We start from the raw sequence: 12,924 nt of genomic DNA on the forward strand, positions 1-12,924 counted from the left end.
ACTAGGAACTAAAAGTAAAATGCGATATATAGCTCATAATCCAACTGGAGAACTGATAAAATCAATAACAATCTTGATGAAAAATATCAAAAAATGATTTAATTAAACATTGTTTGCATTATGAGAATTATTTCAACCCTTTTTTTTTGTTTTTTCATACTTTCTTGTTCAAAAGATGAAACTTTAATAGAGTGTGAATACTCTGAAAAAATATGCTCAGCCATAGAAGAGCTTAATTTAAATAAAAAGAAGTGGCTGGATTCAAATACCACCTCTTATTCAATGAGCTTTAGTGTTAGCTGTTTTTGTGTGTTTTTTGACCCCTTTTTAGTTACAGTGAATGAAGGCGAAATTGAATCAGTAGCTGGTAATGAAGAATGGGGCTATGAGGGATGGCCTTTAACCGTAAATGATTTATTTAACGAAATTGAAAGACGAATTTACAAAGACCCTTTCTCATTTGGAGTTGAATATGACTCAAGGTATGGTTATCCAAAAGATTCGTTTTTTGATATGGTCGAAATGATAGCAGATGATGAAATTGGTTATTACATAACCGGTTTTATTCCATTATAATTTTGATAATGATGAAGAGTGTTTATATGTTATTGGGTTTTCATTATTGCAAGAATTGAACTTAAAATTTAAAAGATATAAATCTCGATTTTGACTAATAAAACAGAAAGACAAGGCCTAAAGGAAAACTTAACTCAATTTATTTTATTAGTAGTTATTAATGCTTTTGTTGGAGGAATGGTTGGGATTGAAAGAACTATTATCCCTCAGTTTGCATCCGAAAATTTTAATATATCATCAAAATCAGCTATTCTATCTTTTATAATAGCTTTTGGTATAACTAAAGCACTCACAAATTATGCTTTTGGTAAATTGGCCAACTCATTGGGGAGAAAAAAATTATTAATTATTGGATGGCTTTTTGCAATACCAGTTCCTGTAATTTTAATAAATGCGAATTTTTGGGGTTGGGTAATTTTTGCAAATATTTTATTAGGAATAAATCAAGGACTTACATGGAGCAGTACAGTTAACATGAAGATAGATCTAGTAGGTGAAAAGGATCGAGGATTTGCAATGGGTTTAAATGAATTTTCAGGATATTTAGCCGTAGGAATAACAGCTTATTTAAGTGGCTATATTGCTAACAAGTATGGAATAACTCCTTATCCTTTTTATATTGGAACAGTCGTTGCTATATCAGGACTTTTAATGACAATTTTATTTGTCAAAGAAACCAAATCATTTATTAAAATTGAATCAAAAATAAGCAAATCGAGTTCTTTTGAAAATGTGTTTATGGAAACAACATTTAAAAACAAAACACTTAGCTCTGTTACTCAAGCTGGATTAGTGAATAATCTCAACGATGGAATGATATGGGGTTTACTTCCAATTCTTTTACTATCAATCAATCTTGATACAGAACAAATTGGCTTAATTGCAGCTGCTTATCCAACATTTTGGGGTATTGGTCAACTATTTACTGGTAAAATGTCTGATTTTTATTCAAAAAAAAAGATGTTATTTTGGGGAATGTTTGTGCAGGGTATTTCTATTCTATTCTTGCCGTTTATAAGTGACTTTATACTACTTCTTTCATTGAGTATACTCTTAGGTATAGGAACCGCAATAGTATATCCAACTTTTTTAACTGTAATTGCTGAAGAATCTTCGCCCCTACAAAGAGCAGAAAGCATTGGCGCCTTCAGACTTTGGAGAGACTTAGGTTATGCCATTGGAGCAATAATTTCAGGTATTACGGCAGATTTTTTTGGTGTTAACTTTTCAATAATTTTAATTGGATTAATTACAATAATTTCCTCAATTATTATTCAATTTAGGATGCCTTCTAAGTCATAGTTGATTTCTAGCACGGGCTCCAAAAGTTATATATCATTCTTACCAGCCAGATTTATTTTCATAGGTATTATCCCACCTGGTAAGGGTTACTTTTTGTCTTGTGTAAAATTGTACTCCTTCATTTCCTTGCATGTGTAAATCTCCATAAAAGGAATCATTCCAGCCAGAAAATGGAAACATTGACATTGGCGCTGGAACTCCAACATTAATTCCAATCATTCCACATTTAACATTTGACCTAAACTCTTTGGCTGCTGCTCCACTTTGAGTAAATATACTAGCGCCATTTCCATAATTTAACTCATTAATCCAAGATATAGCTTGTTCAAGATTTTTAGGGTTCATCATTGATAGTACAGGGCCAAAAACTTCATGTTTAAAAATTGTTGTTTTAGGAGTAACGTCAGTAAAAAGAGTTGGACCCACAAAAAAACCTTTATTATTTAAAAGATTTCTTCCATCTCTAACAAGCTCAGCTTCTTTGGAAACTTTGTCAATCACTCCAGCTATTCTTTCTTGTGAGTTTTTATCAATTACAGGTCCCATATTGGTCTCTAAATCAAGTAACGGGTCACCAACCTTTAAATCATCCATTGCTGCTAGCATTTTATCTTTTAATGATTTTCCAATATCGCCTACTCCTACTAGAAGAGATCCAGCCATACATCTCTGACCTGCGCAACCAAAAGAAGCACTCATTACGGCTCTTAAAGTAGCTTCTGGCTCAGCATCTGGCATTACAACTAAAGCGTTTTTTGCAGCACCCCCAGCTTGAACCCGTTTACCATTTTGACTACCGAGCGCATAAACATACTTTGCTATTGATGAAGATCCAACAAAACTAATAGCAGATATATCAGGGTGAGTGCATAGGGTGTCTACAGCTTCTTTTCCTCCATGTATTAAATTCATAACTCCTTCAGGTAATTCAGCCTCTTGAAGTAGTTCGACTAATTTAACTGCTGTTAAAGGAACCTTTTCACTGGGCTTTAAAATAAAAGTATTTCCACAGGCCAAAGCAATAGGAAACATCCACATAGGAACCATTGCTGGAAAATTAAATGGGCTTATTCCTGCGCATACTCCAAGAGGTTCTCTTATACTTAATGCGTCAATATTTTCTGATACTTGAGAAAGAGATTCTCCTTTTTGATGTTCTGCAATTCCACAAGCAAATTCAACAACTTCAAAACCTCTTTGAATATCTCCCCTAGCTTCCGCCATAGTCTTACCATTTTCAGTTGAGATTAACTTAGCAATGTCTTCAAAGTTTTCCTTAATAAGGCTTCTATAATTATGCATGATGCCAGCACGCTTTGTTGCAGGTTCATTTGACCAACTTACAAATGCTTTTTTTGATGATTCAATTGCTCTTGAAACTAACATAGAGTCACACATAGGTGTTTTAGCAATGATATTACCAGTTGCAGGATTAAAAACATTTGTATATTTTTCAGTATTTATTAATTTCCAAGAATTCCCAATTAAAGAGGGCACAATAGGCGTAGATGATGTCATGATATTTTATTTTATTTTAAATAGAGTATGATATTAATAAACCCTTGCGAATTGAATTTTAAATATTTTTATAAATAAAAGTTAAAATAAAGGGGGTTAAAAAGCTCAACATTATATTTACTTTATTAAAATCTAAAATAATGAATTTATCTTTTACTCAAATAAAATATTTTTCCTTTTTTCTTATAACTTGTTTGTTTTCTAATTGTTCAAATTCAGATGAAGAATCATATGAAGAAAATAATTCTTCAAATTATGATATAACTCCTGTTCTTTCAAAATTTGTGGGTAGTGGTTTAAGCTATCAAACCTCATCTAATAGAGTTGTTTTCACAACTGATGATCTTCCAGATCATTCTAGTCCATATTGGAATGAAAGCAATCCATTACATGAGAATTATACCGGTTCAAATCCAGATTTTAATTTAAATCCAAACAGGATTTTATCTCAAAATATAACTCTCTCTATGCCTCTTTTTCCTTCTGAAGCATCTAATCATAGCCCAACCCCACTCGGAGCAATGGGAGTGTCTAGAAATGGTGTTGTTTTTTACAATCAATATGCAGGCCCTGATCAGCCTTTGACAAGAGAGATAAATAGTTTTGATCAGTGGTTAGGACATCCACAACCTCAGGGTGCATATCATTACCATATAGAGCCAAAATATTTAACTGATCGATTTGGTCAAGATGCTTTTTTGGGAATTCTAGCAGATGGATTTCCAGTTTATGGGCCTTTAGAAAACGGTCAAATATTATCAAGTTCAGACTTAGACTTATACCATGGGCATATTAGTCCAACTAATGATTTTCCAGCAGGAATTTACCATTATCACGTAACCAGCGATGATCCTTATGTCAATGGAAGTGGATTTTACGGGACGCCAGGCAACATTTCTAATTAAGTGAGATTTTTAAAAAACTTTTTAATTTTAATTTTATTCTCTTGCAAGAATACAGTATTAATTATTGACTTAAATGACCCAAATCTATCGACAGATAATGGTGTTTTATTCTATAAGGCAAAAACTTTTTCAGGACATTTAACTGAATTTTATAATACTCGAAAAATAAAATCTGAGATCCAATACTTAAATGGATTAAAACATGGTCATGAAAAATACTGGTATGAGTCTGGAGCAGAAGCATCTCTTAGATGGTATTCAAAAAGTAAAAAAATAAATGAACATTTAGGTTATTGGAGAAATGGAAACCTTAAATTTAAATACTTTTTTAATCAAAAGGGTGAGCACAATGGCCCAGCTAATGAGTGGTTTAATTCTGGAAATGTTTATAAATCATTTAATTATGAAAACGGAATGGAAAGTGGGACTCAAAAATTATGGAGAAATGATGGCTCAATAAGAGCAAATTATTTTGTAGTTAATGGAGAAAGATATGGGCTTATTGGCTTAAAAAAATGTGAAGGAGTTTCTTCTCTTGAATTGAAAAATAATTAGATCATGCGTATATACTCATTATTATTTTTGTTTTGTTTTGTGTTTAATTGTAAGCCTGATAATAAACAAAATGAAAAAAATATAAAGGCAAACTATTTGCCATATTTCAATACTCCCGAATTAACTCCAGATTGGACCTCTAAAGGCCATAAAATACCTTCATTTTCATTTAAAAATCAAAATGATAAAACTATAACTAATGAACATTATAATGGGAAAATTCAAATAGCAGATTTCTTTTTTACAACCTGTCCAGGTATTTGTCCTAAACTAACCAAAAACATGCATAGTATTCAAGAATATTATAAGTCCGATTCTAATATTAGATTAGTTTCTTTTTCTGTTATGCCCTGGGTTGATAAAGTAGAGCAGTTGAAAAACTACTCAATAGCTAATAAAATTGATTCTTCAAAATGGAACCTATTAACTGGTGACAAAGATAAAATATATGATCTGGCAAGAAATGGATATTTTGCTGATGAAAACTATTATAAAAATCAAAATAAATCAGAATTTATTCACACGGAAAACTTTATTTTGGTTGACCATAATGGACACATAAGGGGGGTGTATAATGGAACGATAGAATTTGATGTTGAACGGTTAAAAAGACATATTTCAATATTAAAAAGAGAATATGATTTATAGGTCTAAAGGTCAATCTATTACTCTTCTAATTTGTTGTAAAAAATCTTTGTTAGATCCTTTTATTAGAATTCCTTCAGAAGAGTACAACTCGCTTTTATACACGACTCTGTTCTGATTTAAAAAAATAATATAAATAGGGTTAGAATATGAGATTGAACTTACAACAATATTATCCAGCTCATAATATTCATTAATTTGAACCCCATTTTTATATTTAGAAATATACCTAGAATTAGTTCCTTTTTCATTTCCCTTATTCTTATTCAGAAAAAAATTACTATATGAAAAAAAATTATCTTTATATGGAATGTTAACATTAACTAAGGCATCTTCATGATTTCTCCATAATCCTTTTTTGTCTTTATAAAAATATATTGTTTTAGCGTACCCTTCAGAAGAAAGAACATTGTCAAAATTTAAGAAAAATTCTTTGCCATTTAAATAGTTTTCATTTTTACTAGATTGACATCCAATAAAAAATAGAAGTCCAAGAATTATAATTTTTTTCAACATCACTATTTTTTTAACTAGACTTTAACCCTCTCTTGGGGTTTTCTTAACACTTTGATATTTATCTTTAAGGTCTTAATAGGCTTTATCATTTAATGTTTAATTGATTTTGTTAATCCGTGTACTTTTTTTTAAATTAAAATCGTGCACGGATTTTTATTGAGAAACTTCATACTCAAATTCCCAATTAGGATTATCCAAAATATTAATAATATATCTTACAGTTAACTCATCCCCTTTTTTTATTTTTTTTGCAGTAATTAATCTTATGTGTCTAACCAATCCTATCTCGGAATCATTATTATATATTTCCGCTTTACAATTTGGGATCTCATGATGATTTATAAACCCTCCTAATGACAAACGAATATATCCATCTGGAAATCTAGAGTCAAAAACATGAGACATTCCAAGGTCAGTTCCTTTGTCAATATTCTCCTTTGCAAAAACTCCTATTCCTTCAATTTTACTTTTTGAAATAGTAAGAAAATGGGGTAAGGGTCTATATGAGTAGTCATTGTTTTTCACAACTTAAATATAATTTATTTTATCTTTTAATTCGAATCAAGCCTTCTTGAGTTACTGATGCAATCAAAGTTCCTGATTTTGAAAAAATACTACCTCTAGTAAATCCTCTAGCTGATGATGCACTTGGACTATCCATTGCATACAATAACCAATCGTCAATTTCAAAATCTCTATGAAACCACATTGCATGGTCAATACTTGCAATAAAAACTGGTTTTTGATTAATTTTTTCTCTGTGAGGTTTTGTTGCAGTAGCAATTAAATTTATATCAGAAGAAAATGCTAGTAATTGCTGTTTTTCAGGTAAGCTTATTTGATTCTTTTCTTTTGTTTTTAACCAAACATGACTATAAGGAATAGTATTTTTTGTTTCTATATGAGACATTATCTCTACTGGCCTAATATCAAACATTTTGAGTTGAGCCTTTTTTAAACTTTTATAATAATTTGGATTTTTATGCTTTATACTTTCCACCTGTTGCATATCACTTCTGAGTACTTCAGGAGGTAAAATGTTTGGCGCATCAATCTGATGATCAACTCCATTTTCCTCTTTTTGAAAAGATGCTGCCATATTAAAAATTGCTTTTCCATTTTGATAAGCAACTACCCTTCTTGTTGTAAAACTATTTCCATCACGAATTTTATCAACTTCATATTCTACTGGTAAATTAATATCTCCCATTAAAATAAAATATCCGTGTAGAGAGTGAGCAATTCTTGTATTTGGAACTGTTTGATAAGCTGCATGAAGGGATTGTGCCAAAATTTGACCTCCAAAAACTCGTCCCCAGGAAGCAGGATAATTTTGGCCTACAAACTTTGTTTCACTTATTCTTTTTAATCGTAAAATTTTTAAAAGCTCGCTTACTGTTTCCACTATTCTTTTTTTCTTAAGGTCCATATCTCATGTAAAGGCTTTCCTTTACTGCTAAATCCAGTATGATGCCAATCATTATCTTTTTGATCATATTTAAATGAAAGTGTTTGGCCAGATCTAGTATTGTCTCTTGAAAAGTAGACTATCGACTCTTTATAATTTCCTTCTTTAGCGGAATATTGCCCTCCTCCACATCCAAAAAATTGAAATGTTTCAGTATTAAATGCTGTCCATTGAAAAAAACCATTTGTTAAAAATTTTAAAGTTTTTCTTGCACGACTTATATCTCTTCTTCTCTCTTCACCTTCAGCATTAACCCTCCCTGCCATTAACCATTTTCCATCTAGCTCTAATTTTGAACTTGTAACTATTTTTGCTTTTTCAGGAAGAACGTATTCTAAATTAGTGATGCTATCATTATTATAATTCGAATTAAACTCTAGCTTAACAATTAATAAATTATTTTTTGTTTCGTAAAATCCACCTCGAGTACTTATAAATTTAGATGGATTATCTTGGTAAACAGTTTCTATCAAATAATTTGAATCCATTTGAACTTTGAATGTAGTTGTCAAATCAGAATCATTAATGCTCCATTGATAGACCTGTCCAAAAAGGACTTGTGCGAAAAATAAAAATAAAATATTTAATTTATAAGTCATTAGTTTCTATAATTTAATGCTGGCTTTCGATCGCCTATTAAAGGTGTATATATAAAGTCTTTCCCTCGTTTTAAAATAAATTCTTTTTTTGCATTAGCTATTAATTTAGGGTTGTCTATCAGTTGCATTCCAGTCAGCGCTAAAGTTTTGGCAGCAGTTAACATTCCTTTAATTCCGATACTTGTTCCTCCAGCTGCAACTGCCTGCCAGCTATGTGCCGGCGTTCCAGGAACCCACGTGGCAGCATTAAACCCAACTGTAGGTAATGCAAAACTAACATCTCCTACGTCAGTTGATCCAGATCCTTTAGCTTCAATTGAAGAATTATAGGGTTGAACTCCCTCTACATATTCTGTATTCAGTTTTAAACCCAAGCTTTCTGATATTTTTTCAGCAAAGTTTTTCTCTTCTTTAGAGTAATTATATCCTCCTATTTTTTCTAAATTTTTATGAACTTGTTTTTGTAGTGACTCTATATGAAGAAGTTCGTGGACTCCTCCAATCATTTCATAATCCATAGTTGTTCCTGTTCCCAAAGCAGCTCCTTTAGCAGCATTTACAATTCGATCAAAAACCTTAATAACCTCATCCCTTCTGGTGTGTCTTGAATAATAGTATACTTCTGCAAAGTCTGGGACTACATTTGGAGCTTCACCCCCTTTAGTGATTACATAATGTATTCTGGTGCTTTGATCTACATGCTCACGCATCATATTCACCATAGAATTCATTGCTTCAATTGCATCCAGAGCAGATCTTCCTTTTTCTGGGGCAGCTGCAGCATGAGCAGCAATTCCATAAAATCTAAATTTGGCTGATTTATTTGCTAAAGCAGGTTTTGGACTTGCACCATTTATAGATGAAGGGTGCCAATGAAGAGCAATATCAGAATTATTAAATAAACCTGCTCTTGTCATATAGACTTTTCCAGAACCACCTTCTTCAGCTGGACAACCAAAAAACTTTATCGTACCACTTTTTTTATTTTTAACTATATAATTTTTTATAGCTATTGCAGCAGCAGCAGATGCTGTGCCAAAAAGATGATGTCCACAGGCGTGCCCAGCCTTACCGTTACTTGACATCTTATATGGGGTTGCTTGCTGAGACAAACCGGGTAAAGCATCATATTCTCCTAGAATCGCTATTTCAGGGGAGCCTTTTCCAAACGTAGCTTCAAAAGCTGTTGGTATTCCAGCCACTCCATTTACAATGACAAACCCTTCTTCTTTTAAAATTTCTTGAAGAATTGCACTGCTTTCATTTTCTTGAAAACCTATTTCAGCCAAATTCCATATTGATTTAGCAGTAGTTTCATATTTCATTTTTTTATCGTCTATAGATGATAAAATGTCCATATATATTTTTTGAGAGAAAACGCTTAAACAATTAAGGCTAATTAACAGAAATATAAGGTTTTTCATAAAAAATTATTGATTTTCATATAAATGTACTTAGAAATTTTTTAAGATTTTTTTTGAGCTTTCTAATTCCACTCAAGCGTTTCAATTAATTTAATAATATCTCTTTCAATATATTTTACTGCAGGTAATATTGAATCATAATTTGGCTTAGCATAAAAGTATAATGAGCCTATTAAAAAATTGTAACTACTATCCGTTAGAAAAAATTGAATTTGAGAAGCTGCATCACCTACAACATTAAACATTGTTCCATAGACTTTTTTTTCTTTATTGATGAATATCCTTTCGGGGATTTCTTTTGCCTTTCTTAAGTGTTTTGACGGTAATTTATAAGCATCGTTTAAAAGTGAATCTAGATTGTTTTTGATCGGTGAATATGAAAGATATAGCGTCGCTTTTAATCTTGGGTAAAATAAATTTTGTCCTTTTGGAACATTTATTATTCTTGCATATGAATTGTACTCATAATTAAATGGTGCTACTAAATCATTTTTGTTGTAATCAGGTTTTGGATAATTAAGAGATAGCTTCCCTCTTGGTTTAGGTTGCTCAACTTCTGAACAGCTTATAATTAATCCCATAATTAGTAAAATATATCTAATCATTAATCTTTTGGAATAGTTACTTTAATTTGCTGAATTCTTTTGTTCTCAATAGTTTCTATTACAAAAACATATCCATCAAGTTTAAATTTTTGTCCAGGCTTAGGTATGATTTGTGTAGCTTCCAGTAAAAAACCTGCCAGTGTTTCAGCCTCAGCACGAATTTTATCAAACGCGTTAGTGTCCTTTAATTCAAGTGCTTTATAAAAATCTTTTAAACTTGTTTTGCCATCAAAAACATAGTTGTATTTATCAATCTGAGAATAGCTTAATGACAACTCATCAAACTCATCGCTGATGTCTCCAACTATTTCTTCAAGAATATCTTCAAGAGTTATAAGTCCTGCAGTTCCTCCGTACTCATCAACAACAATAGCTAAATGAATTTTTTTCTGCTGAAATTCAGTCAATAAATCATCTAGTTTTTTGTTTTCAGGAACATAAAATGGTTTTTTTAATAGCTTAGTCCAATTAAAGTCAAAATTGTTGAAATGGGGCAAAAGATCTTTAACGTATAAAATTCCTTCAACTTTATCAAGGTGATCTGAGAAAATTGGTATTCTTGAAAACCCTTTGTCTATTATTTTTGGTATTATCTCTTTCAAAGTCTCCTTTTTAGATAATGCAAAGACATCTATTCGTGGACACATTACTTCTTTTGTGTCAGTATTTCCAAAATTCACGATTTCTTGAAGGATTTTTTGTTCTTCTTTTGTTGTCTCTTTATCTGATGTTAATTCTAATGCTTGGGATAATTGATCAACAGAGAAATTTTCATTTTGATTTCCAAATTTATTTTCTAAAAAATGAGTCATTTTACTCATAGGGGACGTCAAGAAAAAAAGAATATATGAGTCTAATATTTTTATTGGTTGTGACATTAATTTTGCAAACCTGAGAGCATTACGGTTAGCATATACTTTTGGTAAAATTTCTCCAAAAAGAAGAATTGTCATGGTTATGAATCCAATTTCAACAATTAAAGTGAAGATTGGATTATAAACTCCTTTAAAAAAAAGCCTACTCAAGTTTGCAAAAATTAAAACTATTGCAATATTTATAAAATTATTTGTAATCAAAATTGTAGCTAAAAGTCGTTTTGGTTTTTTAAGAAGGTCTTTAATTATTTTAGCTTTTTTATCATTTTCATCAAAATTATTTTCTATTTCTGAATTACTCAGCGAAAAAAAGGCAATTTCAGATCCTGATATTAACGCTGAAATAGTCAGTAATATCAGTAATAAGAGAAGTTGAATAATAATGAAAACGTTCATAAATTATTTAGGAATATGATTTTTTAAAAAGGTAAATCCTCTTCTTTTTCAGAATCACTAACTTCATGATTTGAATTTGGTGTTTCTGTTTTTTGAGAAGCTACATCACCTTTTCCCGATAAAAAAGTAAACTCATTAACGACAATTTCAGTACTATATCTATCTTTTCCCTCCTGATCCTGCCATTTTCTTGTTTTAAGTTTACCTTCAATAAAAATTTTATCTCCTTTTCCAATATACTTTTCACAAACCTCAGCAGCCTTATTTCTTACAATTATATTATGCCATTCTGTTTGTGAAACCTTTTCTCCTGTAGCTTTATTTGTATAACTTTCATTTGTTGCGAGAGGAAATCTGCCTACGCAGCCTCCTCCATCAAAATAATGCATTTTAACATCATCTCCTAGATGCCCAATCAACATAACTTTATTTAAAGTGCCACTCATAATAATGATTTTATAAATTCAATCTGTTCAAAGATAAAAAATCAAGTGAGCGTCTTATAAAATTGTGTCATAAATTTTTCAATTACAATTGGAACTGGAAATGAAAACACTTTTTTTTTTTCTATTGGAAGAATTGAATTATTGGACAGCTTAACTTTCCAAAACTGAATGATTAATTTTTGATGACTCAATTTGTGTTTAATAGGTGTTTCAAATATTGGATTAATTATTATTGCGGTTTCATTCGAATATTTAGCAATTATTTTTTGAAATTCACCTGTAGGTTCTTTAAGTATTTCTTCAGATTCTATCATTGGGAACTGATATAATTTATGCCAAATACCCTTTAAATTTATTTGCTCTAGAACTGTTTGATTTTTAGAGTTATGAAATACTAAATAATTAAAATATCGAGTTTTAATTTTTAACTTATTTGTTTTAACAGGATAAAGCTCTACTTTTTTATTTTTTAGAGCGTAGCATTTTGTTGAAAAAACACAATCTTCACAATTAGGAGATCTTGGCTTACATTGAATTGAACCAAAATCCATTAATGCTTGGTTAAAATCTCCTGGAGATTGACCTTTTATTAATTTATTTGCTTTTATTTTAAATACATTAAACCCCTTCTTTGAGTTTATTGGAGTTTTTATCCCAAAAAACCTGCTGAGAAATCTAAAAACATTTCCATCAACAACTGCTTCTGGAAGATCAAAACATATCGATGCTATTGCGCTTGCCGTATAGTCCCCAATACCCCTAAGTGTTTTTAACTCTTCATGAGAGTTTGGAAAAACTCCATTATACTCATTTACTATACGCTTGGCTGTTAAATGTAGGTTTTGTGCTCTTGAATAGTAGCCCAGCCCTTGCCACAATTTATATATATTTTCTTCTTTTGATTTTGCTAAATCATGAATTGTAGGAAATGCTTTTATAAACTTAATATAATACGGAAGTCCTTGTTCAATTCTAGTCTGTTGTAATATAATCTCAGAAAGCCATATATTATATGGGTTTTTAGTCTTTTTCCAAGGAAGGTTTCTTGAGTTTATTTCATACCAATTCATTAATGTTTGAGAAAAAATCATACT

At 30.8% G+C, this 12,924-nt stretch carries 15 protein-coding genes; 5 read left to right on the forward strand and 10 right to left on the reverse strand.

Annotated features, from left to right (window positions below; genetic code table 11):
• Positions 1 to 120: 120 nt before the first annotated feature.
• Positions 121 to 576, forward strand: a complete 456-nt coding sequence (locus AC34EU_RS01770; RefSeq protein WP_487533806.1) for a DUF6174 domain-containing protein — start codon at positions 121 to 123, stop codon at positions 574 to 576.
• Positions 577 to 666: 90 nt separating this feature from the next.
• Complete coding sequence (locus AC34EU_RS01775) at positions 667 to 1,878, forward strand: MFS transporter (RefSeq protein WP_487533805.1); 1,212 nt, start codon at positions 667 to 669, stop codon at positions 1,876 to 1,878.
• 39 nt (positions 1,879 to 1,917) lie between these two features.
• Here the strand turns inward: AC34EU_RS01775 and AC34EU_RS01780 are convergent, their stop codons facing one another.
• The gene (locus AC34EU_RS01780) at positions 1,918 to 3,396 is read right to left on the reverse strand and encodes a CoA-acylating methylmalonate-semialdehyde dehydrogenase (protein ID WP_489696010.1); all 1,479 of its coding nucleotides are present in this window, start codon (positions 3,394 to 3,396) and stop codon (positions 1,918 to 1,920) included.
• Positions 3,397 to 3,536: 140 nt separating this feature from the next.
• Here AC34EU_RS01780 and AC34EU_RS01785 point away from each other — a divergent pair, with 140 nt between their 5' ends.
• From AC34EU_RS01785 to AC34EU_RS01795, 3 genes are read left to right on the forward strand one after another with little or no spacing between them, the layout of a single operon-like run.
• Positions 3,537 to 4,301, forward strand: a complete 765-nt coding sequence (locus AC34EU_RS01785) for a YHYH protein (RefSeq protein WP_487533803.1) — start codon at positions 3,537 to 3,539, stop codon at positions 4,299 to 4,301.
• Entirely contained in the window at positions 4,302 to 4,856 is a 555-nt protein-coding gene (locus AC34EU_RS01790) for a toxin-antitoxin system YwqK family antitoxin (RefSeq protein WP_487533802.1), read from the forward strand.
• 3 nt (positions 4,857 to 4,859) lie between these two features.
• Positions 4,860 to 5,504 (forward strand): SCO family protein, encoded by a 645-nt coding sequence (locus tag AC34EU_RS01795; protein ID WP_487533801.1) that lies wholly within the window; start codon positions 4,860 to 4,862, stop codon positions 5,502 to 5,504.
• Between the two features lie 9 nt (positions 5,505 to 5,513).
• On the opposite strand, the gene AC34EU_RS01800 is transcribed toward AC34EU_RS01795, so the two are convergent.
• The 9 genes from AC34EU_RS01800 to mutY all read right to left on the reverse strand — a co-directional run bounded on the left by AC34EU_RS01800 (position 5,514) and on the right by mutY (position 12,921).
• The gene (locus tag AC34EU_RS01800) at positions 5,514 to 6,017 is read right to left on the reverse strand and encodes a hypothetical protein (protein ID WP_489696011.1); all 504 of its coding nucleotides are present in this window, start codon (positions 6,015 to 6,017) and stop codon (positions 5,514 to 5,516) included.
• Between the two features lie 153 nt (positions 6,018 to 6,170).
• Entirely contained in the window at positions 6,171 to 6,542 is a 372-nt protein-coding gene (locus tag AC34EU_RS01805) for an SET domain-containing protein (protein ID WP_487533799.1), read from the reverse strand.
• A 19-nt stretch (positions 6,543 to 6,561) separates the two neighbouring features.
• A complete protein-coding gene (locus AC34EU_RS01810) occupies positions 6,562 to 7,422 on the reverse strand; it encodes an acyl-CoA thioesterase (RefSeq protein ID WP_487533798.1) in 861 nt (286 codons plus the stop codon).
• The gene (locus tag AC34EU_RS01815; RefSeq protein WP_487533797.1) at positions 7,422 to 8,084 is read right to left on the reverse strand and encodes a hypothetical protein; all 663 of its coding nucleotides are present in this window, start codon (positions 8,082 to 8,084) and stop codon (positions 7,422 to 7,424) included. The genes AC34EU_RS01810 and AC34EU_RS01815 overlap by 1 nt, the downstream gene beginning before the upstream one ends.
• Positions 8,084 to 9,508: an amidohydrolase gene (locus AC34EU_RS01820; RefSeq protein ID WP_487533796.1), complete on the reverse strand. Its 1,425-nt coding sequence runs from the start codon at positions 9,506 to 9,508 to the stop codon at positions 8,084 to 8,086. The genes AC34EU_RS01815 and AC34EU_RS01820 overlap by 1 nt, the downstream gene beginning before the upstream one ends.
• Before the next feature lie 62 nt (positions 9,509 to 9,570).
• Complete coding sequence (gene gldD, locus AC34EU_RS01825) at positions 9,571 to 10,113, reverse strand: gliding motility lipoprotein GldD (protein ID WP_487533795.1); 543 nt, start codon at positions 10,111 to 10,113, stop codon at positions 9,571 to 9,573.
• On the reverse strand, positions 10,113 to 11,384 hold the full coding sequence (gldE, locus tag AC34EU_RS01830) for a gliding motility-associated protein GldE (RefSeq protein WP_487533794.1): 1,272 nt from the start codon (positions 11,382 to 11,384) through the stop codon (positions 10,113 to 10,115). The genes gldD and gldE overlap by 1 nt, the downstream gene beginning before the upstream one ends.
• 23 nt (positions 11,385 to 11,407) lie before the next feature.
• Positions 11,408 to 11,830, reverse strand: a complete 423-nt coding sequence (locus AC34EU_RS01835; RefSeq protein WP_487533793.1) for a single-stranded DNA-binding protein — start codon at positions 11,828 to 11,830, stop codon at positions 11,408 to 11,410.
• A 41-nt stretch (positions 11,831 to 11,871) separates the two neighbouring features.
• Positions 11,872 to 12,921 carry an A/G-specific adenine glycosylase gene (mutY, locus tag AC34EU_RS01840; RefSeq protein WP_487533792.1) on the reverse strand — a complete coding sequence of 350 codons (1,050 nt, stop codon included), beginning with the start codon at positions 12,919 to 12,921 and terminating at the stop codon, positions 11,872 to 11,874.
• Between the last annotated feature and the right edge of the window lie 3 nt (positions 12,922 to 12,924).

The sequence above is a fragment of the Candidatus Marivariicella framensis genome (genome assembly GCF_982709265.1).